Origin of the sequence: Alkalihalobacterium alkalinitrilicum (genome assembly GCF_002019605.1) — a bacterium.
Taxonomy (GTDB): domain Bacteria; phylum Bacillota; class Bacilli; order Bacillales; family Bacillaceae_F; genus Alkalihalobacterium; species Alkalihalobacterium alkalinitrilicum.
Window position 1 is genome coordinate 4,673,311 of sequence record NZ_KV917368.1, and the last position, 21,156, is coordinate 4,694,466.

At 37.2% G+C, this 21,156-nt stretch carries 17 protein-coding genes and 1 riboswitch; of the genes, 15 read left to right on the forward strand and 2 right to left on the reverse strand.

Going from position 1 to position 21,156, the window contains the following annotated elements:
- The first annotated feature begins 271 nt into the window (after window positions 1-271).
- The 3 genes from ltrA to BK574_RS22615 all read left to right on the forward strand — a co-directional run bounded on the left by ltrA (window position 272) and on the right by BK574_RS22615 (window position 5,080).
- Window positions 272-1,546 carry a group II intron reverse transcriptase/maturase gene (gene ltrA / locus BK574_RS22600; protein ID WP_078430171.1) on the forward strand — a complete coding sequence of 425 codons (1,275 nt, stop codon included), beginning with the start codon at window positions 272-274 and terminating at the stop codon, window positions 1,544-1,546.
- A gap of 160 nt (window positions 1,547-1,706) precedes the next feature.
- Window positions 1,707-3,491, forward strand: a complete 1,785-nt coding sequence (gene uvrC, locus BK574_RS22605; protein ID WP_075388298.1) for an excinuclease ABC subunit UvrC — start codon at window positions 1,707-1,709, stop codon at window positions 3,489-3,491.
- 66 nt (window positions 3,492-3,557) lie between these two features.
- A riboswitch (Lysine riboswitch) is annotated at window positions 3,558-3,743 on the forward strand.
- Between the two features lie 107 nt (window positions 3,744-3,850).
- Window positions 3,851-5,080: an aspartate kinase gene (locus BK574_RS22615; RefSeq protein ID WP_078430173.1), complete on the forward strand. Its 1,230-nt coding sequence runs from the start codon at window positions 3,851-3,853 to the stop codon at window positions 5,078-5,080.
- 91 nt (window positions 5,081-5,171) lie between these two features.
- Here the strand turns inward: BK574_RS22615 and BK574_RS22620 are convergent, their stop codons facing one another.
- A complete protein-coding gene (locus tag BK574_RS22620; RefSeq protein WP_078430174.1) occupies window positions 5,172-5,597 on the reverse strand; it encodes a YslB family protein in 426 nt (141 codons plus the stop codon).
- A gap of 137 nt (window positions 5,598-5,734) precedes the next feature.
- Here BK574_RS22620 and BK574_RS22625 point away from each other — a divergent pair, with 137 nt between their 5' ends.
- From BK574_RS22625 to BK574_RS22650, 6 genes are all read left to right on the forward strand, one after another.
- Window positions 5,735-7,084, forward strand: a complete 1,350-nt coding sequence (locus tag BK574_RS22625; protein ID WP_078430175.1) for a TrkH family potassium uptake protein — start codon at window positions 5,735-5,737, stop codon at window positions 7,082-7,084.
- A 423-nt stretch (window positions 7,085-7,507) separates the two neighbouring features.
- On the forward strand, window positions 7,508-8,137 hold the full coding sequence (locus BK574_RS22630) for a succinate dehydrogenase cytochrome b558 subunit (protein ID WP_075388293.1): 630 nt from the start codon (window positions 7,508-7,510) through the stop codon (window positions 8,135-8,137).
- Window positions 8,138-8,150: 13 nt separating this feature from the next.
- Entirely contained in the window at window positions 8,151-9,920 is a 1,770-nt protein-coding gene (gene sdhA, locus BK574_RS22635; protein WP_078430176.1) for a succinate dehydrogenase flavoprotein subunit, read from the forward strand.
- Complete coding sequence (sdhB, locus tag BK574_RS22640) at window positions 9,917-10,672, forward strand: succinate dehydrogenase iron-sulfur subunit (protein ID WP_075388291.1); 756 nt, start codon at window positions 9,917-9,919, stop codon at window positions 10,670-10,672. The genes sdhA and sdhB overlap by 4 nt, the downstream gene beginning before the upstream one ends.
- 256 nt (window positions 10,673-10,928) lie before the next feature.
- Complete coding sequence (locus BK574_RS22645; RefSeq protein WP_078430177.1) at window positions 10,929-11,432, forward strand: acyl-CoA thioesterase; 504 nt, start codon at window positions 10,929-10,931, stop codon at window positions 11,430-11,432.
- A gap of 164 nt (window positions 11,433-11,596) precedes the next feature.
- The gene (locus tag BK574_RS22650) at window positions 11,597-11,821 is read left to right on the forward strand and encodes a helix-turn-helix domain-containing protein (RefSeq protein WP_075388289.1); all 225 of its coding nucleotides are present in this window, start codon (window positions 11,597-11,599) and stop codon (window positions 11,819-11,821) included.
- A gap of 332 nt (window positions 11,822-12,153) precedes the next feature.
- On the opposite strand, the gene ctaD is transcribed toward BK574_RS22650, so the two are convergent.
- Complete coding sequence (gene ctaD / locus BK574_RS22655) at window positions 12,154-14,034, reverse strand: cytochrome c oxidase subunit I (RefSeq protein WP_142248018.1); 1,881 nt, start codon at window positions 14,032-14,034, stop codon at window positions 12,154-12,156.
- 180 nt (window positions 14,035-14,214) lie between these two features.
- Here ctaD and glcT point away from each other — a divergent pair, with 180 nt between their 5' ends.
- From glcT to racE, 6 genes are all read left to right on the forward strand, one after another.
- Window positions 14,215-15,057 carry a glucose PTS transporter transcription antiterminator GlcT gene (glcT, locus tag BK574_RS22660; RefSeq protein ID WP_078430179.1) on the forward strand — a complete coding sequence of 281 codons (843 nt, stop codon included), beginning with the start codon at window positions 14,215-14,217 and terminating at the stop codon, window positions 15,055-15,057.
- 391 nt (window positions 15,058-15,448) lie between these two features.
- A complete protein-coding gene (ptsG, locus tag BK574_RS22665) occupies window positions 15,449-17,419 on the forward strand; it encodes a glucose-specific PTS transporter subunit IIBC (protein WP_078430180.1) in 1,971 nt (656 codons plus the stop codon).
- Window positions 17,420-17,449: 30 nt separating this feature from the next.
- Window positions 17,450-17,713: a phosphocarrier protein HPr gene (locus BK574_RS22670; protein WP_078430181.1), complete on the forward strand. Its 264-nt coding sequence runs from the start codon at window positions 17,450-17,452 to the stop codon at window positions 17,711-17,713.
- Entirely contained in the window at window positions 17,713-19,440 is a 1,728-nt protein-coding gene (gene ptsP / locus BK574_RS22675) for a phosphoenolpyruvate--protein phosphotransferase (protein WP_078430182.1), read from the forward strand. Before BK574_RS22670 ends, ptsP begins: the two co-directional genes overlap by 1 nt.
- 152 nt (window positions 19,441-19,592) lie before the next feature.
- Window positions 19,593-20,045 (forward strand): MarR family winged helix-turn-helix transcriptional regulator, encoded by a 453-nt coding sequence (locus BK574_RS22680; RefSeq protein ID WP_075388283.1) that lies wholly within the window; start codon window positions 19,593-19,595, stop codon window positions 20,043-20,045.
- A gap of 108 nt (window positions 20,046-20,153) precedes the next feature.
- On the forward strand, window positions 20,154-20,951 hold the full coding sequence (gene racE / locus BK574_RS22685) for a glutamate racemase (protein WP_078430183.1): 798 nt from the start codon (window positions 20,154-20,156) through the stop codon (window positions 20,949-20,951).
- Window positions 20,952-21,156: the final 205 nt, after the last annotated feature.

Sequence of the window (21,156 nt, forward strand, 5' to 3'; positions counted from 1 at the left end):
CAGGCGAGTAAAAGAGGAAAGATAGTTGTCTTACCCTGGGAGATCTTGCGAATGTACATATGTACATTCGACAAAGGTTAACCGCAAGAAGTCAGCAGAAGCCATAGTAATGAGTAATCTCATGAAGGGCTGAACAATTTATAGTGTTTCAACGCCACGAATGCGTAAGTGACGAACTCCGAATGTGTTAATGGTGAAAGAATGAGCGTATCTCAAAGGATAGCCAAAATGGAGCTATCACTTACTACGTGAGAGGAGAGGAGAAACGAGTGTGAAGCTTTTAGAGCAGATTTTAAGTAATCAAAACATGAACGAAGCTTACCTGCGTGTTTATAGAAATAAGGGTGCAAGTGGGGTCGACGGAGTAACAGTCGACGAACTAAAACAATATCTGAAAGAGAACAAGGATGAACTGCGCCAGCGCATCAGAACAAGAAAATACCAACCACAAGCTGCCTTAAGAGTGGAGATCCCAAAAGAAAATGGAAAGATGCGCAAATTGGGAATACCAACAGTAGTGGATAGGGTAGTTCAACAAGCAATTCACCAAGTACTTAGTCCGATATTCGAAAAGCAGTTCAGTGAATTCAGTTACGGCTTTAGACCAAAAAGAAGTTGTGAGATGGCAATTATAAAAAGCTTGGAATATCTGAATGATGGACACGATTGGATAGTGGACATTGACCTTGAAAGATTCTTCGATACAGTCCACCACGATAAACTCATGCGAATTATTGCCAACACAATAGATGATGGAGACGTTATCTCTCTAATAAGAAAATATCTTGTTAGTGGGGTCATGGTGAATGGGAAATATGAAGAAACACCAATCGGGACTCCGCAAGGAGGTAACCTCAGTCCATTATTGAGTAATATTATGTTGAATGAACTCGATAAGGAATTAGAAAGTAGAGGATTACGATTCATAAGATACGCTGATGACGCACTCATCTTTGTGAAAAGCGAAAAAGCCGCTGACAGAGTGATGAAATCAATCGTGAGATTTATAGAAGAGAAATTAGGATTGATAGTAAATGCCGAAAAGAGTAAAGTTTCTCGCCCAAAAGAGTTAAAATTCTTGGGATTTGGGTATTATTATGATCCTAATAACAAGAGATATCAAGTGCGGCCTCATCCAATTTCAGTACAGAAATTTCAAAGGAAGCTTCGACAATTGACAAAGCGAAATTGGAGTGTTCCGTTAGACTACCGAATACTGAAACTGAAACAAGTCATATTCGGATGGGTGAATTACTTTAGAATCGCAAATATGAAAACAGCAATGAGTCGAATAGATAAGAAATTACGCTCAAGATTAAGGGTAATCATCTGGAAACAATGGAAGGTAGCGAAAAAACAAATCAAGTCGCTAACTCAATTAGGGATACCTGAAGAAGAAGCGAAAGGATTAACGTTCTGCCGGAAAGGTTATCGGTATATCGGAGTATCGAAAGTTGTTCAAAAAGCAATCTCAAACAAAAGACTAAAACAAAGGGGAGTACCCTCTGCTTTAGAACGTTACTTAAAAGTACACACTGTAATATAAATTGAAACGCCGTATACGAGACCCGTATGTACGGTGTTGTGAGAGGGGCGAAAATAGGTTAACTTATTTTCCACCTACTCGATTTTGATAAAAATTCATAATCTATTTTGTTGCAAAAACCTTCCCTATTGAGAACAATAGAGGTAAGGGAGGAAAAAGGATGTCTACTCTAAAAGAAAAGCTAGCGGTACTTCCAGATCAACCAGGATGTTATTTAATGAAAGATCGTCAAGGGACGATTATATATGTTGGTAAAGCAAAGGTCCTTAAAAATCGAGTACGCTCATACTTTACTGGAACACATGATGCGAAAACACAACGGCTCGTAAGTGAAATAGCCGATTTCGAATATATTATTACATCATCTAATATTGAAGCACTCATACTGGAAATGAATTTAATCAAAAAACACGAACCTAAGTATAACGTAATGCTGAAAGATGATAAATCGTATCCGTATTTGAAGATTACGTCTGAAGAGCATCCCCGCTTAATTACGACACGTAATGTAAAAAAAGATGGAGGAAAATATTTTGGACCATATCCAAATGCAGGGGCAGCTACTGAAACAAAAAAGCTACTAGATAGGCTTTATCCTTTGCGAAAATGTAGTACACTACCAGACCGAGTTTGTCTTTATTATCATATTGGTCAGTGTTTGGCCCCATGTGTTCAGGAAGTAACGAAGGAACAAAATCAAGAAATGGTTCATGAAATTACAAGGTTTTTAAAATATGGACATGAAGCTGTCAAAAATCAATTGTTCGATAAAATGAATAAAGCAGCAGAAGAATTAAATTTTGAACGAGCTAAAGAGTTAAGAGATTTGATTCAACAAATGGAAATGGTCATGGAAAAACAAAAGATGTCGATCAATGATAAAGTCGACCGTGATGTATTTGCTTATGCGTATGATAAAGGGTGGATGTGTGTTCAAGTCTTTTTTGTGAGACAAGGGAAGTTGATCGAAAGAGATGTTTCCATTTTTCCATTCTATCAAGATCCACTTGATGACGTATTAACCTTTATTGGGCAATTTTATTTAAAAAAAGATCATGTGAAGCCAACAGAAATTCTCGTGCCTGAAGAAATTGAAGCTGACTTAGTTGAACAATTACTTTCAGTAAAGGTCGCGCAACCGAAAAAAGGAAAAAAGAAAGATCTCTTAAATTTAGCGACCAAAAATGCAGAAGTAGCACTAAAAGAAAAATTTACACTTATTGAAAGAAATGAAGAACGAACGATTAAAGCTGTTGAAAATTTAGGGAAAGCCCTCGGAATTTCAACACCTTATCGAATAGAAGCGTTTGATAATTCGAATATTCAAGGAACCGACCCCGTATCTGCGATGATTACTTTTGTCGATGGAAAGCCGAGTAAGAAGGATTACAGAAAGTATAAAGTAAAAGACGTTGAAGGACCTGACGATTATGCATCCATGCGAGAAGTCGTTTATCGTCGGTATTTGCGTCTTTTAAAAGAGAATGGTCCATTTCCTGACCTTATTGTTATTGATGGCGGAAAAGGACAAATTTCAGCCGCACAAAGTGTTTTAGAAGATCAATTAGGATTAACGATACCAGTGTGTGGTTTAGCGAAAGATGAAAAACATCGAACTTCTCAGCTACTAATGGGTGATCCTCCCGAAGTCGTTCCTTTAAAAAGAGATAGTCACGAATTTTATTTATTGCAGAGAATACAAGATGAGGTCCACCGGTTTGCAATAACATTTCACCGACAGGCTCGAAGTAAAACCCTTTTTTCATCTGTACTGGATGATATTCCAGGTGTAGGAGAAAAGAGACGAAGAAAGCTTTTGAAACACTTTGGTTCCATAAAAAAAATGAAAGAAGCAACGATAGAAGAATATAAAAAAATAGCCATCCCAGAAAAAATCGCTACCGAAATTTTACGTGTATTGAATAGTAACGATCAGAAAAAGTAATTGTCATATCGACTTTATTCTGCTAGAATAAGAACAACTAAATATACCGAACTTCTAATTAATTGAAGTGGTGGTAGAGGTGCGAAAACCAATAGTAAGCAAAGTGAGGGTGATGAGTTCAAAGACCTTTGCAGAAAGGGGAATTCGCCGAAGTGTTGAGAGTTACATCGCTCTTAATGCTGGACCTGTATTGAACAAGTGCAGGGCTGTCACGCAACCAACCCAAAAGTTGTGTGGAGAACTATCTCACGGAGCAAGGGAACAACTATTACCTTCTGGTATTCCAAGCAACGGTGAGGACTTATCCTTTTCTGTTGCTTTTTTTGTTTTCTTTCTCCCTAAATGAAAGGATGAAAAACATGTCAATTATAGTACAAAAATACGGTGGGACATCGGTTGGTTCTGTAGAACGAATCGAGCATGTTGCTGGCCGTGTGGCAAAGACGGTAGAACAAGGAAATCAAGTTGTTGTCGTAGTGTCTGCGATGGGTAAAACAACGGATCAATTAGTGACGTTAGCATCTGAAATATCAGACAAGCCGAGTAAACGTGAAATGGATATGCTGTTAACAACAGGGGAGCAAGTGACCATTTCTTTATTAGCTATGGCTCTTCAACAAAGAGGACTAGGAGCTATTTCAATGACCGGGTGGCAAGCTGGTATTGTAACAGAAGAAAACCACGGAAGCGCTCGGATTATCGATATCCAAACTGAGAAAATGGAAACTCAGCTTTCTTTAGGGAATGTGGTTATTGTCGCTGGATTTCAAGGATCTTCAGAACATGGAGAAATTACGACGCTAGGCAGAGGCGGTTCGGATACGACAGCCGTTGCGTTAGCCGCAGCATTGAAAGCAGAACGATGTGATATTTATACGGATGTAACAGGGGTATATACGACAGACCCTCGTTATATTGATGAAGCTAGAAAGTTACATTCAATTTCTTATGATGAAATGTTAGAAATGGCTAACTTAGGTGCGGGTGTTTTACATCCGAGAGCTGTCGAGTTTGCAAAAAATTATCAAGTGAAGCTAATGGTTGCTTCAAGTATAGTTGAAGAAGTAGGAACCTTAATCGAGGAGGAAGTTTCAATGGAACAAAATTTAGTCGTCCGTGGAATTGCATTTGAAAATGACGTAACGAAAATTACAGTTTCAGGTTTACCAAACGAAATAGGAACATTGTCCGACGTGTTTACATTATTATCAAACCATGGAATTAATGTAGATATTATTATACAAAATCAAATTGCTGAACAAAAATCAAGTGTTTCGTTTTCGACGAGTCGCTCATCGTTAGAAGAGACTTTATCTGTACTGAAAAAGCACCAAGAGGAACTTCAATTTGAAGAAGTAGTACATGAAGGGGATTTGGCCAAAGTGTCGATTATCGGTTCTGGGATGATTTCAAATCCTGGTGTAGCAGCGCAAATGTTTAAAATTTTAGCTGAACATGAAATTTTAATTAAAATGGTAAGTACATCTGAAATCAAAGTGTCCGCTTTAGTTGAAGAAGGTGTTATGGTACCTGCAGTTGAAGCACTTCATCGTGCTTTTCAATTAGATGAACTAGAAGTAATGATTTAAATAATGATGCGGAAGTAGCTAGAAAAGCACGAATATATGAATGCCCCACTTTATCTAATGAAATTAGATAAAGTGGGGTTATTAAACTTTTCTATTCGATAGGGTCTTTTCTATCCCACTTTAGCGTAATAAGTGCTTTATCTTTTTTTTCTTGGACGATAGCTTCTGTTATTAGCTTCTTTTTATATTCATATTGTTCAGCTAAAAAACCAGCTTCTAATTGATACGTCACAGCTAACTTTTCGTTATGATATGGAGAAACGAGTTGAAAGTTGATTTCATCTTTCTTTTCTTTTAGTACAGTAAGATTTCCCCATCCTACTTTTGTAAAAAAGTCAATGATATCTTCTAGGCTTTCTTGTTGATATTTTCTAGCGATACTTTTTCCAGCCCAGTACAAAATACTTTCATGATCTTTACCTAATAAGTCATCCATAAGAATATTTCGAATGATATGGTGCCCAAGTAAGGGAACAACTTGATCACTATTTAATAAGGTCTGTTCATTTATTTTCATTTATGTAAACCCCTCTCTAATCATTTATTATAATCACTCAATTTGTTTTTCTCTATGTTCTATTTGTTGGATTTTAAATTTACTTTCTATTTTTGATCATGGTATACTAAACCGCGAATGAACATGGAGGTAAATTTATGAAATTAGCACTAAACCAGTTTCTTACTCCTTTTCGAATTATATTATTATCCTATATCATTGCAATGGTACTTTTTAGTATTCTTTTGTTTCTACCGATTTCCCAACAATCTGGCGTAAAGCTTACCTTTTCTGAAGCATTATTTACTTCTGTTAGTGCGGTTAGTGTAACGGGTTTAACGGTAGTAAATGTATCAGAAACATATAGTTATATTGGCATTTTATTTTTAGCTCTTGCGATTCAATTAGGTGGAATCGGTATAATGACGTTAGGAACGTTTGTATGGATGCTATTTGGAAAAAAAATTATTCTATCCCAACGTATGCTTATCATGGTTGACCAAAACCAAAATACATTTTCTGGTCTCGTTAATTTAATGAGGGGAATTTTATTTGTTGCTTTAATTATTGAATTAATTGGAGCTGTTATATTAGGTACATATTATATTCGCTACTTTGATACGGTTGGTGAAGCTTACTATCAAGGGGCATTTGCATCGTTAAGCGCATTTACAAATGCGGGATTTGATATTACAGGGCAGTCTTTAATTCCGTTTGCTAATGACTACTATGTTCAATTGGTTGTCATTTTACTAATTTTTGCGGGTGCGATTGGTTTTCCAGTCCTAATGGAAGTAAGAGAATATTTCTCAAAGGAAAACCCTAATTTTAAGTTTAGCTTGTTTACGAAAATTACAACAACAACATATTTTGCTGTGTTTTTAATCGGAGTGGTCGGTATATGGTTACTTGAAGCAGGCCATTTTTATGAAGGTTTAACTTGGCATCAGCAATTATTTTATTCTGTTTTTAATTCAGCCACAGCTAGAAGTGGTGGTTTAGCAACGATGGATGTATCTGACCTAAGTTTAGCGACGTTATTATTCATTTCAGGGTTGATGATAATAGGGGCGAGTCCATCTTCAGTTGGTGGTGGAATTCGTACAACTACATTAGCCGTTATGTTTTTGACCATTTGGAGTTTTGCTTTAGGTAAAACCGATGTAAAAGTTTTTGGTAGACAAATTCACCCAGAAGATCGCCAAAAAGCATTTATTGTGTTAAGTGTATTTATCTTATTATTATTCAGTGCTGTCATTCTTATCGCAGCTTTTGAAAGTGGGAATAACATTCCATTAATGGCGATTATATTTGAAACGGCATCTGCGTTCGGAACGTGTGGCCTTTCAATGGGGATAACAGCTGACTTAAATTTTGCAAGTCAATTTATACTCATGATTTTAATGTTTATAGGACGGGTTGGGTTAATTGCCTTTTTATTCTCTATCCGTCGTAAAGAAACGAAAAGTCATTATAAATATCCAACAGAACGGATTATTATTGGGTAACATAATTCGACAAGAAAAAAATTAGAAAAACCATAACATTGTATGAATAGAAATTTATGTCTATTTTCTTATTTTATATCACAAATAGGGTGAAATGTGAGACAATACGGTGGGAAACCGTATTGTCTCATAGCTGTTATTCGTATTTTTTCTACTAAAAATGTAATCTACTATTATGGAATTTTAAATAAAAGTGAATTTTTTGAATATAACCTGTATACGTTTTCTTGACGATGCAAGTCGATGGGAGTACAATAAATTTGTCGCAATTTATTCACAGAAACTTTACTAAAGTTTCATATTTTACTTATTAATGCTTTACATAAGTCAAAGTAGGGAGGTACAGCATTATAAGCGGACAGAAAAGAGATAATTATAGGACAAGTTGCTAAAAGTCAAAAAAATTTGTGGGGGGACATTAGTATGGCTGGTAATCGAGAGTTTATGAACCGGAAGCTACACTCGTTATTGGGTGTTATTCCAGTTGGAATTTTTTTAATCCAACATTTAGTTGTTAACCATTTTGCTACAAGAGGTGCAAGTGCTTTTAATCAAGCATCTCATTTTATGGAGAGTCTTCCATTTCGTTATTTCTTAGAAATTTTTATCATTTTTATTCCATTACTTTATCATGCAATCTATGGACTTTATATTGCTTTTCAAGCAAGAAATAATGTGAGTCATTACGGTTTTTTCCGTAACTGGATGTTCTTATTACAACGTGTTACAGGGGTTATCACATTGATTTTCGTTGTATGGCACGTATATGAGACTCGAATTCAAGCTGCTTTCGGAGCAGAAGTTAACTATAATATGATGGCTGATATTTTAAGTAGTCCATTTATGTTAGTGTTTTATTTTGTTGGTGTTATCGCTACTATTTTCCACTTTGCGAATGGGTTATGGTCGTTTGCCGTATCTTGGGGTATCACAGTTACTCCTCGTTCGCAAGTTATCTCAACTTACGTAACAATTGGTATTTTCGTAGCCCTAACATGGGTTGGTGTTCGTGCAATCTTAGCATTTATTAATCCAGAATTAGCAAACATTTAAGGAGTGAGTGATAATGAGTAAAGGAAGAGTTATTGTTGTCGGTGGTGGCTTAGCCGGATTAATGGCAACCATTAAAGCAGCGGAAGCAGGCGTACCAGTCGATCTAATTTCATTAGTTCCGGTTAAACGCTCTCACTCCGTATGTGCTCAAGGTGGTATTAATGGTGCTGTAAATACAAAAGGTGAAGGTGACTCTCCGTGGGAGCACTTTGATGATACAGTTTACGGTGGGGACTTCTTAGCAAACCAACCTCCTGTAAAAGCAATGTGTGAAGCAGCGCCTGGAATTATTCACTTAATGGACCGTATGGGGGTAATGTTTAACCGTACACCAGAAGGTTTACTAGATTTCCGTCGTTTTGGTGGTACACAGCATCACCGTACGGCATTTTCAGGTGCAACAACTGGTCAACAGTTATTATATGCACTAGATGAGCAAGTACGACGTTGGGAAGTTGCTGGTCTTGTTACAAAATATGAAGGCTGGGAATTCCTTTCAGCTATTACGGATGACGAGGGTGTCTGTCGTGGGATTACTGCACAAGATTTAAAGACGATGGAAATTCATCACTTTGCAGCGGATGCAGTAATTATGGCTACAGGTGGACCTGGAATTATCTTTGGTAAATCTACAAACTCTGTTATTAATACAGGATATGCTGCAGCTTCTTTATATGAGCAAGGTGTATACTATTCAAACGGTGAGTTCATTCAAATTCATCCAACAGCAATCCCTGGCGATGACAAACTTCGCTTAATGAGTGAGTCGGCACGTGGTGAAGGTGGACGAGTTTGGACGTATAAAGACGGTAAACCATGGTATTTCTTAGAAGAGAAATATCCTGCATACGGTAACCTAGTTCCACGTGATATTGCTACACGTGAAATCTTTGATGTCTGTGTAGAGCAGAAACTAGGTATCAATGGCGAAAACATGGTATATTTAGATCTTTCTCACAAAGATCCAAAAGAACTCGACATTAAACTTGGTGGTATTATTGAAATTTATGAAAAGTTCATGGGAGACGACCCACGTAAAGTCCCTATGAAAATCTTCCCTGCGGTTCACTATTCAATGGGTGGAATGTGGGTAGATTACAACCAAATGACAAATATCCCTGGATTATTTGCAGCGGGTGAATGTGATTATTCTCAGCATGGTGCAAACCGTTTAGGAGCTAACTCCCTATTATCAGCTATTTATGGTGGTATGGTAGCAGGCCCTAATGCTGTTGAATATATTAAAGGCTTAGAAAAATCTGCGGATGCGGTTTCTTCAAGCGTATTTGATGCAGAGAAGAAGAAAGAGCAAGAACGCTATGATAACATCCTAAAAATGGATGGTAAAGAAAATGCATATGTTCTTCATAAAGAGCTAGGTGAATGGATGACTGATAACGTAACAGTTGTTCGTCATAATGATAAGTTATTAAAAACAGATGAGAAAATTCAAGAATTAATGGAACGTTATAAAAATATTAATATCGTTGATACTGCGAAGTGGAGTAACCAAGGAGCTTCATTTACTCGTCAGTTAAATGGAATGTTAAATCTTGCTCGTGTGATTACACTAGGAGCTTACAATCGTAACGAAAGTCGTGGAGCACACTTTAAGCCTGAGTTCCCTGAACGTAACGATGAAGAATTCATGAAAACAACAATGGCTAAGTACAATGCTTCAACTGGAAAGCCTGAATTCCATTATGAAGATATTGACGTATCATTAATTCCACCACGTAAACGTGACTATACGTCGAAGAAGCAAGGAGCTGCTAAATCATGAGTGAAAACAAATTAGTAAAATTTATCGTAACTCGTCAAGAGGATCCAAACAGCGCACCTTATACAGAGGAGTTTGAAGTTCCATACCGTCCAAATATGAATGTTATTTCGGCTCTTATGGAAATTCGCCGTAATCCAGTCAATTCTAAAGGGGATAATACAACACCAGTTAACTGGGAAATGAATTGTTTGGAAGAAGTATGTGGAGCATGTTCAATGGTAATTAACGGCAAGCCTCGTCAATCTTGTACAGCGCTTGTTGATCAATTAGAGCAACCAATCCGTGTGGAACCAATGAAAACATTCCCTGTTGTTCGTGACTTAGTGATCGACCGTAGTCGCATGTTCGACTCGTTGAAGAAAGTAAAAGCTTGGATTCCTATCGATGGTACGTATGATCTAGGTCCTGGACCGCGTATGCCTGAAACAAAGCGTCAGTGGGCGTATGAACTTTCAAAATGTATGACATGTGGAGTATGTTTAGAAGCATGTCCTAACGTAAATAGTAAAGCTGACTTTATTGGACCAGCACCACTATCTCAAGTACGTCTATTCAATGCTCATCCAACTGGAGAAATGAACAAAGAAGAGCGTCTTGAAACGATTATGGGAGACGGTGGACTAGCGAATTGTGGTAACTCACAAAACTGTGTACAGTCATGCCCTAAAGGAATTCCATTAACGACTTCTATCGCTGCTCTTAACCGTTCAACGACAATTCAGTCATTCAAAAACTTCTTTGGTAGTTATTAAAAATCTACTAAAACAGAAACGACTCTCTGAAAATAGAGAGTCGTTTTTTTATATTTGTTTTCAATTGTAATTAACGAAAGTAACTCGATAGAAACCCGATTATCCACAGGTGTTAGAAATCAGATATTTTCTATTCAACTTTTAAATAGAAATACATAAATAGTAGGTGATGAAAGCTAAGAAAGGCACGTTAATCGTTTTGTAATACGTTTCGAATATGCTAAAATTCCTTATATCAAGAAAGTAAAAAATTTCAATATACTTTTTTAAGTTAGAAAGTAGAGGTTATGAATATGTCAACGATTCCATAATTGACAATATAGAAGAATGGGAAAAAACATTTTCATTCTTTTGTCCAGTAAAAGTCCGCTTTTCAGAAACAGATGCGTTTGGGCATTTGAATAATACCCGAGTTTTTGTTTGTTTTGAGGAAGCACGCATAGAATATTTTAAAGCGTTAGGGTTAATGGAGGATTGGATGATTAAAGAAAATGACTTAATTGTAGTTACTGCCGACCTTCAATGCAATTATATTAAACAAGTATTTTTTGATGAAAAATTAAAGGTGTACGTAAATGCGCCACAAATCGGAAATTCGTCTGCTGACCTTCACTATATGGTAAAAAATGAAAAAGGAGAAATTTGTTTAACAGGAAGAGGAAGAATCGTTCAAATTTCTAAACAAACGGGTAAACCAGTCGAATGGGCGCAATCGGTTATCGAAAAAATGAATGAGAATAGGAAAAAAGTTAAGATATAAGCACTTTTTTAGCTCATATGAATTCACAACGTTACTGTACGGTACATATAATATTTTGACTAAATACCTTCTGTAAGAGTTTACCTGAACCTGCATAAAACGTTTGGAATTCTCTTATTTGAAGCCTCTTTGGTGTACAGCCTGAGCAAGAAGGGGTGAATTCATTGAAAGGAGCAGAATACGGACCAAAACCTTTACTTACAAAAAGGGAACGAGAAGTATTTGAGCTATTGGTTCAAGACCAAACGACGAAAGAAATTGCTCAGCAGCTTTTCATTAGTGAAAAAACAGTTCGCAATCACATTTCCAACACGATGCAAAAGCTTGGAGTTAAGGGGCGCTCCCAAGCAGTGATCGAGTTAATACGACTAGGTGAACTCGAGATTTGATTAAAACGAGGTTGACTCTTATGTGTCTTTGTTTAGACTTTTATAGACTACTTGCTGACGTAGCTGTATTGGTAACGCTAAACTTGACACATCACGTTTGGGTCAGCCTCTTTTATTTTTAGTAGGGTTATCACGTAAAATTGATGCATGAAATCGATTCTAGGAGTCGATTTATGAATTAGGCATCCCCATAGCCTTTTTTTAGATACTCGCCATTTGGCGAGTTTTTTATTTTGTAGAAAATTCAATTTTTTAAGTATTGGTATGAAACATAGGATTTATCCAACAAAAAAATAATCCCCCTTCACGCTTAGAACATGAAGGGGGATTTATTATCCCATTTCTTCTGCTTCAATATCTTTTTTCGAAATATAATAACCATGGTCTTCTTTAACAGAACGTGCAATCATCGCTCCAAAGGTTATCACAAATCCAGCGCCAGTCACAATGAATGGGTGAATCCAAGGTTCATTCATGTTCATCATAATAAATCCAAACCCTATGAAGAACAAACCAATCGCTATAATCAAAGGCAGAATGGATCCGTTAGGCATATGAATATCTTGCACTGGTTCTGCAGCTTTAATCTTTCCATTTCCATGTACTTTTTCATAAAATAAAGGATCTAGTGACCGGACTTGTGGTGTTTGTGCAAAATTATATTCAGGCACTGGGTTCGGTGTCGACCACTCCAGTGTTCTCCCATCCCAAGGGTCGCCGTTTTCTACACGTTCTCCTTTATAAGCGGAATATACGATATTAATGACAAGTACGATTACCCCGAAAGACATAAAGAATGTTCCGATCGTACTTATGTAATTCATTGCATCCCAACCTTGGTCACCAAGGAAAGTGTATACACGACGCGGCATACCGATAAGACCAAGAATATGTTGAATAAAGAACGTGAGGTGGAAACCAATATAGAAAATCCAAAACATGAGTTTCCCTAGCGTTTCATTTAAACGATGTCCGAACATTTTTGGATACCAATAGAAGAGTCCAGCAAACAGTCCTAATACGATTCCACCTACAATAATATAATGGAAATGGGCTACGACAAAATACGTATCATGATATAGATGGTCAACAGGGGCCATTGCAACCATAACGCCTGTAACGCCACCAAGTACAAATGTTGGTACGAAAGAGGAAGCAAATAACATCGCTGTATTAAACGTAATCTTACCGCCCCACATTGTAAACAACCAGTTAAATATTTTAATTCCAGTAGGTACCGCAATTAACATTGTTGTAATCGCAAAAACAGAATTGGCAATCGGGCCCATTCCAACCGTAAACATGTGGTGAGCCCAAACCATAAAGCCAAGAAAAGCAATTAAAATGGTTGCAAACACCATTGTAGTATATCCAAATAATCGCTTTCTTGAAAAAGCAGGAATGACCTCAGAAATAATACCAAATGCTGGTAAAACTAAAATGTATACTTCTGGATGTCCAAATACCCAAAAAATATGTTGCCAAATAATAACATTTCCGCTCATGTCAGGCATAAAAAATTGAGCACCGAAAATTCGATCTAACATAAGTAGTAATAACCCAGCTGCTAGTGGCGTAAATGCAAACAATATTAACGTTGATACAACAAATGTCGTCCAGACAAATAATGGCATCCGCATTAAAGTCATACCAGGAGCACGCATATTAATAATTGTCACTAAAAAATTAATGGCAGCAATTAATGTACCAATGCCGCTGACTTGTAAGCCAAGAACATAAAAATCTAGGCCTAATCCCGCGTAATCCCTTCCTGAAAGCGGTACATATGCTGTCCAACCAGCATCAGGACCACCTCCAAAAAACCATGTTAAACTCATTAAAGTAGCCCCAGCTAAAAATATCCAAAACCCTAGGGCATTAACAAATGGAAATGCAACATCTCTTGCTCCTATTTGAAGAGGAACGATAAAATTCATAAATCCTAAAATAAGCGGTGTGACTGCAATAAAAAGCATTAACGTTCCATGCATAGTTAACACTTCATTATACGTTTGTCCACTCATAAACAAGCTTTCAGGATACATAAGCTGAATACGAATAAGGAGTGCCATGATACCAGCCTTAACAAAGAAAAAGGTACCAGCAATTAAATACATAACCCCGATCTTTTTATGGTCTACGGTTGTCAGCCAGTCCCATATTACACTTTTTTCTTTCTTTCCAGTTTCTACTTTTGCAGTTCCTAATTCCACGGATAAGATCCTCCTTTAAATCTTCGAATGAATAGAAGATGTTCACATTAACGGAATAAACTACTAGCTAGCTAAATTTTTCCTTCCTATTTTGTCTCACTTTTATAAACGTTATACTTGAAAAATATGAAGAAGGAGATTACGATGACATACGAAGGCTATTTAGAAAGGAACTGCTAGATGAGGGGTATGTACTTTATCAAAAAAATATTAAATAATAATGTTGTCATCGCAATCAATCCTAAAGATATTGAAGTAGTAATTATTGGGAAAGGTATTGGTTTTGGGAAGAAAACAGGGGAACAAATAAATAATGAAAGTGTAGACCAACTTTTCCAGCTTGTGGATGAACAACAGCAAGAAGAGTATAAACAATTGTTATTACAAATTGATGACTCTATCCTAGATGTAATGAATGAAGCAATTACTTTCATTCGTACGGAACTGAATAAAAAGTTAAATGAGCGAATTCATATTGCCTTAACGGATCACATTGCTTTTGCCATTCGAAGACTCGAGCAAGGTATTTTGATTACAAATCCTTTTTTAGAGGAAACGCAGACGATGTATCCAGAGGAATTTCAGGTTGCTGAACAAGTCGTATCTTTTATTAATGATCGCCTTAACATAAGTTTACCGAAAGATGAGGTTGGTTTTGTTACGTTACACATACAAAGTGCTCTAGATAATAAACCAATATCTCATATGCAAGAGGGGACAAAGCTAATTGCAAAGCTTGTCGAACTCATAGAGGCAGAGTTAATAACGCAATTACCTAAGAATTCTCTTCAATACTCCCGTCTGGTAACTCACCTTCGACATGTAATCGATCGTGTTGTTCAACGGGAGTCGGTTGAATTAAATGATAAATTTGTGAAGTTATTGAAGCAGGAGTACCCATTATGTTATAATCTTGCTTGGAAGTTGATAAAAGTGATTCAAAATCATTATCAATTACCCGTCGCTGAGGCGGAAGCAGTCTATTTAACGATGCATTTGCAAAGGCTTACTCAAAATAAATAATAACACTCGATTTACGTGTTACTGATTCGATCAGGCATGAGTAAAAGAAGTGTATATGTAGTAGAAGTTGGGCAATCTATCGATAGGTTTGCCATATCTACTCGTATGCTCACTTTCACTCATGTCTTTTTTGTGCTCTGAAGAACTACTCCTTTAAAAGGATCAAGGATACAAAAGACAATGGTTTTGGCCAACCTGGGCGATAAATCGGGTTTTTATGTAGGAGTTTAAGAAGATGCCTTCCATGTAGTACTTGGCTTTAAATGTTTTACCTTTAAATCGAGATCCAAAACATATAGAGAGGACTAAGGATAAGAATGTAAAAGATTGCTTTTTCATAAGAGTGACACAAACAACAAGAATGAGGACAAATGGTAAGGAGTGTGACACGATGTTTAAAAAGGCGTTTGGAACTTTACAGCGTGTAGGTCGCGCATTAATGACTCCCGTTTCAGTATTACCTGCAGCAGGTTTACTATTGGGGCTAGGCCATGAAAATGTGTTAGATATTCCGATCATGGCGGAAGCGGGTGGAGTCATCTTTGGTAATTTAGCCCTTTTGTTTGCGGTCGGGGTTGCAATTGGGTTAGCAGATGGTGATGGTGTTGCAGGGTTAGCTGCTGTTATTGGTTACCTTGTCATGAATACCACATTAGGAATAATGGCTGGATATTATGGAGCGGAAACGGTCACCGTTTTAGGAATTGAGACATTGCAAACAGGAGTCTTCGGTGGAATTATTATGGGTCTTGTAGCAGCAGCACTTTATAAACGGTTTTATAATATTGAATTACCACCGTTTTTAGGTTTTTTTGCAGGAAAAAGATTTGTTCCAATTATTACGGCTGCTACAGCAGTGTTATTAGGGATTATCTTTGTCTTCGTATGGCCACCAATCCAAGGTGTCATTGATTGGTTTTCGCATCTGGCAACGGAAACAGGTACGACCGTTGCAGCTTTTGTCTTCGGTTTTACACAAAGAGCACTGATTCCGTTTGGGTTACATCATATTTTCTATCAGCCGTTTTGGTTTGAATTCGGAACTTTTACAAATGCGGCAGGTGATGTAGTAAGAGGCGATATGACGAGATTTTTCGCAGGAGATCCAACAGCAGGTACATTTATGGCTGGGTTATTCCCATTCATGCTCTTCGGGCTTCCAGCGGCAGCCTTAGCCATTTATCACGAAGCGAGACCAGAACGTAAAAAAGCGGTAGCAGGTATTATGGCGTCCGCCGCGCTTACAAGCTTTTTAACAGGTATTACAGAACCTATTGAATTTGCTTTTCTATTTGTAGCACCTGTATTATTTTTAATCCATTGTATCTTTGCAGGTTTTTCGTTTGTCATTATGGATTTACTTGGGGTTAAAGCTGGTTTCACATTCTCGGGTGGATTTATCGATTATGTACTATATTGGGGCTTGTCAACAAACTCTTGGCTAATAATCCCAGTTGGTATTGCCTTTGGTTTTGTTTATTACTTTGGATTTCGTTTTGCGATCCGAAAATGGAATTTAAAAACACCAGGACGTGAACCAAAGGAAGAACAAGTGAGTGAAGAAGTTGCAAAAGGTGGGAAAAGGGAATTAGCGAGCAATGTCTTACATGCACTAGGTGGAAAGCAAAACATTACAGCTTTAGACGCTTGCATTACAAGATTACGGGTATCTGTAAAGGAACCTAGTGAAGTCGATAGTGCACAATTAAAAAAATTAGGTGCTTCAGGTGTACTTGAAATGGGTAATAATATTCAAGCGATCTTTGGTACTCAATCAGATGCATTGAAAGGACAAATTAAAGATCTTATCAATGGAAAAGAAGTAATGAATGATTTAGATGATCAAGAAGTAGATGAAACGAAAGTTGTTGCACCAGATGCACAGCCACCTGAAACAGCAAAGAAAGTTGAGCTAGTCTCACCGATTCAAGGAAAGTTACTCCCAATCACACAAGTACCAGATAAGGTATTTGCAGAGAAAATGATGGGAGATGGGTTTGCGATCGAGCCAACAGAAGGAAAAGTTGTATCACCAGTAGATGGTAAGATCATGAATATTTTTCCGACAAAACATGCGATAGGGATCCTTGCGAATAGTGGACATGAAATATTAATTCATGTTGGGATCGACACAGTTAAAATGAATGGAGAAGGCTTCGAAACATTCGTTAAAGAAGGAGATGAGATCAAGTCGGGTCAAAAACTCCTAGAAATGGATTTGAATTTAATTCAAGAAAAAGCTTCTTCAATCATAACGCCTATTGTATTCACTAACTTAAAAGAAGCAGAAAAAATTACCTTACAAACTGAAGGTAATGTTGATGTAGGAGAAACTGGAATAGTTTCCATTGAAAATAAATAACAAATATAGTTCAAGAAAGAGGTAGATCTCATGGTAGAAAAAACGTTTAAAATTACTGCAGAAACCGGAATACATGCACGTCCAGCAACACAACTTGTTAACAAAGCGGGTCAATTTTCTTCAGATCTCACGTTAGAATATAAAGGTAAATCAGTGAATTTAAAATCAATTATGGGGGTTATGTCATTAGGTGTTGGCCAAGGGGCAGAAGTAACAATTAAAGCCGATGGTTCAGATGAGGCGGAAGCATTACAAGCCATTGAAGGTGTTATTAAGGAAGGGTTAGGAGAATAATGAAACAAATTACAGGAATAGCTGCTTCAACTGGAATCGCGATTGCACAGGCCTATCTACTCGAAGAGCCTGACTATTCCTTTGAGAAAAAGACAGTGGAAGATGTTTCAGGTGAGAAATCAAGACTTGAAACGGCATTAGAAAAAGCGAAAGCTGATCTTACCCTCATAAAGGAAAAAGCAGAAGTCGACTTAGGAGAAGAAGAAGCAGCAATTTTCGCTGCTCATCTCCTTGTATTGAGTGACCCTGAATTTATGGGTGGAATGCAATCTCATATCGACAATGAAAAAGTAAATGCAGAAACAGCAGTACATGAAGTGTCAAAAACATTTATTTCAATGTTTGAATCAATGGACAATGAATATATGAAAGAGCGAGCCGCGGATATTCGTGATGTATCCAAACGAGTATTAGGTCACTTACTTGGAATACAGATGAAGTCATTAGCCGCAATAGATGAAGCAACGATTGTTATTGCGAAGGATTTAACTCCATCGGATACCGCACAACTCAACCCTAAGTTTGTTCAAGGGTTTGCAGCTGATATTGGTGGGAGAACTTCTCATTCCGCTATTATGGCGCGTTCAATGGAAATTCCAGCTGTTGTCGGAACGAAAGAAGCGACTTCATCTATAGTAAATGGCAATATAGTCATAATTGATGGACTTGAAGGAATCGTCATTGTTCAACCTGATGAAGCAACAATACGTGCTTATGAGCAGAAAAAGGAAAAGTATGAACTACAAAAGATAGAGTGGGCAAAGTTAGTGAACGAACCGTCCAAAACAACGGATGGACATCACGTCGAACTAGCTGCAAACATCGGTACACTAGAAGATTTATCAGGTGTTATTAATAACGGTGCAGAAGGAATCGGCTTATATCGAACCGAGTTTCTATACATGGGTAGAGATCAACTACCAACAGAAGAAGAACAGTATAAAGCTTATAAAACTGTTCTAGAGCGTATGGAAAATAAACCTGTTGTTATTCGTACCCTCGATATTGGTGGGGATAAAGAGCTCCCATACTTAGATCTTCCAAAAGAAATGAATCCATTTTTAGGGTTTAGAGCGATTAGGCTTTGTCTAGAGCATCAAGATATTTTCCGTACACAACTCCGTGCACTACTGCGAGCTAGTATGTACGGGAACTTAAAAATCATGTTTCCGATGATTGCAACCATTGAAGAGTTGAGACAAGCGAAAGCTATACTAGCAGAGGAAAAAGCGAAACTTCAAGAAGAAGGGCATCAAGTTTCAGATTCAATTGAAGTTGGAATGATGGTAGAAATTCCTTCAACAGCAGTAACCGCGGACCTGTTTGCTAAAGAAACGGATTTCTTTAGTGTTGGAACCAACGATTTAATTCAATATACGATGGCGGCTGATCGTATGAACGAACAAGTATCTTATTTATACCAGCCGTATCATCCTGCAATTCTTCGCCTCGTGAATATGGTTATTGAGGCAGCACATAAAGAAGGAAAGTGGGCAGGAATGTGTGGAGAGATGGCTGGTGATGAAATCGCAATCCCTATTTTATTAGGATTAGGACTTGATGAGTTTAGTATGAGTGCAACCTCTATATTACCTGCACGTAGTCAAATTGCTAAATTGTCAAAGCAAGAATTAGAAATGTTTGCAAGAGAAATGTTAGGGAAAAGTACGGCTGAAGAAGTAGAGCAAGCAGTAAAAGAGAGATTAACATTGTATACGAGTCAATAATAATAGAAGAAGAAGAGTTGTCATTTGACAACTCTTCTTCACATTTGCCAAGCATTTTCTGTTGCAATTCTCTATGAAAACAGGGAAAATAGTTAAGATAACGTCAATAACAATAAACTTTATATAGAAAAACGATAATAGGAGGGAAGATCATGGCAGAAGTACAGCAAGTAGAGCACATTGAAAAGTCATTAAGAAAAGTCGCTCAAATTATAAAACAAAAAGGTCGTGTCATACTTAATCAATTTCCAATTACCCCACCACAATTTGTAGCTTTACAGTGGTTAAATGAAATAGGTGATATGACGATCGGAGATTTATCAAATAAAATGTACCTAGCGTGCAGTACAACGACTGACCTTGTAGATCGTATGGAAAAAAACGAGTTAGTCGAACGAGTAAAAGATCAAAATGACAGAAGAGTCGTTCGCATTCACTTACTAGAAAAAGGAGAAACGATTATTCAAGAAGTAATAAAGAAAAGACAAGATTATCTAAAAGATGTCCTACAAAATTTTTCCGACGAAGAAATTGCATTCCTAGAAAAGAGTTTACATGTTCTTCATCAGGAAATGGAGTCATCAGCAAAAGACATAAATAACTAAAATACTTTTAAAAGGCAGTCAAAGTGCGCAACGGAAGTGGATATATTTTCTTCATAGGCGAGTTTTTTGACTGATAAAGACAACATAGATAGAAATTGAGGGAGAATATTGGATAGACCGATTGGTGTTATTGATTCAGGACTAGGAGGATTAACGGTTGCAAAAGAAATCCTTCGTCAGTTACCTAAAGAACAAATTATTTATATTGGGGATACCGTTCGCTGTCCATATGGGCCACGACCACAAGAGGAAGTGCGTGCGTTTACATGGCAAATGATTGAACGGCTATTGCAAGAACGTATAAAGATGTTAGTTATTGCCTGTAACACAGCCACTGCAGTCGTTCTAGAAGAAGTGAAGGAAAAATTGTCTATTCCTGTGATAGGTGTTGTTCATCCTGGGGCAATTACTGCATTAAAAGTGACGAAAAATGATCATGTTGCGGTTATTGGAACAACGGGAACGATCCAAAGTAAAGCATATAATAAAGCATTGAAAGATATTAATAGTAATGTAAATGTTGAAAGCATGGCTTGTCCGCCGTTCGTTCCTTTAGTTGAAAGAGGGATATTCAAGGGTCAAGAAGTTATGGATATTGTATCGGAAACGTTAAAGCCACTTCTTCAAAAAAAGTTTGATACGCTAATCCTAGGTTGTACACACTATCCGTTACTACGTCAAGTCATTCAACGTGTAGTTGGCAGTGAGATCACGTTAATTAGTTCTGGGGACGAAACCGCTCGTGAAGTGAGCGCCCTTTTATATCATCAAAAACTACTTTTTACAGATGACCGCCATCCAAATCATGTATTTTACACGACAGGTGATAGTGAAACATTTAAAAAAATTGCAAGTAGTTGGCTCAAAATTGACCTTGATCATGTAGAAACGATTTATTTAGGGTAATACGGAAAAAATAGAAGGCTGGAATTTTCTAGCCTTTTTTGCTCTGTTTCTTTAAAAAGATTATAGGAATTAAAGTCATTTTTTGTTCTCGCGATTAAACGTTTTTTCTACTGAATTAGGGTTAGTTATTTTTTATTTTAGTTAAAATACGTAAAGCCGCTCAAAATGAACTCGCTTTTTTCCCTGTCCTAATTTTCTAGACAAA

What these genes read in the sequence shown, in the direction of transcription:
- uvrC (WP_075388298.1), top strand. Translation starts at nt 1,707, where the DNA reads ATGTCTACTCTAAAAGAAAAGCTAGCGGTACTTCCAGATCAACCAGGA.
- BK574_RS22615 (WP_078430173.1), top strand. Translation starts at nt 3,851, where the DNA reads ATGTCAATTATAGTACAAAAATACGGTGGGACATCGGTTGGTTCTGTA.
- BK574_RS22620 (WP_078430174.1), bottom strand. Translation starts at nt 5,597, where the DNA reads ATGAAAATAAATGAACAGACCTTATTAAATAGTGATCAAGTTGTTCCC.
- BK574_RS22625 (WP_078430175.1), top strand. Translation starts at nt 5,735, where the DNA reads ATGAAATTAGCACTAAACCAGTTTCTTACTCCTTTTCGAATTATATTA.
- BK574_RS22630 (WP_075388293.1), top strand. Translation starts at nt 7,508, where the DNA reads ATGGCTGGTAATCGAGAGTTTATGAACCGGAAGCTACACTCGTTATTG.
- sdhA (WP_078430176.1), top strand. Translation starts at nt 8,151, where the DNA reads ATGAGTAAAGGAAGAGTTATTGTTGTCGGTGGTGGCTTAGCCGGATTA.
- sdhB (WP_075388291.1), top strand. Translation starts at nt 9,917, where the DNA reads ATGAGTGAAAACAAATTAGTAAAATTTATCGTAACTCGTCAAGAGGAT.
- glcT (WP_078430179.1), top strand. Translation starts at nt 14,215, where the DNA reads ATGAGGGGTATGTACTTTATCAAAAAAATATTAAATAATAATGTTGTC.
- ptsG (WP_078430180.1), top strand. Translation starts at nt 15,449, where the DNA reads ATGTTTAAAAAGGCGTTTGGAACTTTACAGCGTGTAGGTCGCGCATTA.
- BK574_RS22670 (WP_078430181.1), top strand. Translation starts at nt 17,450, where the DNA reads ATGGTAGAAAAAACGTTTAAAATTACTGCAGAAACCGGAATACATGCA.
- ptsP (WP_078430182.1), top strand. Translation starts at nt 17,713, where the DNA reads ATGAAACAAATTACAGGAATAGCTGCTTCAACTGGAATCGCGATTGCA.
- BK574_RS22680 (WP_075388283.1), top strand. Translation starts at nt 19,593, where the DNA reads ATGGCAGAAGTACAGCAAGTAGAGCACATTGAAAAGTCATTAAGAAAA.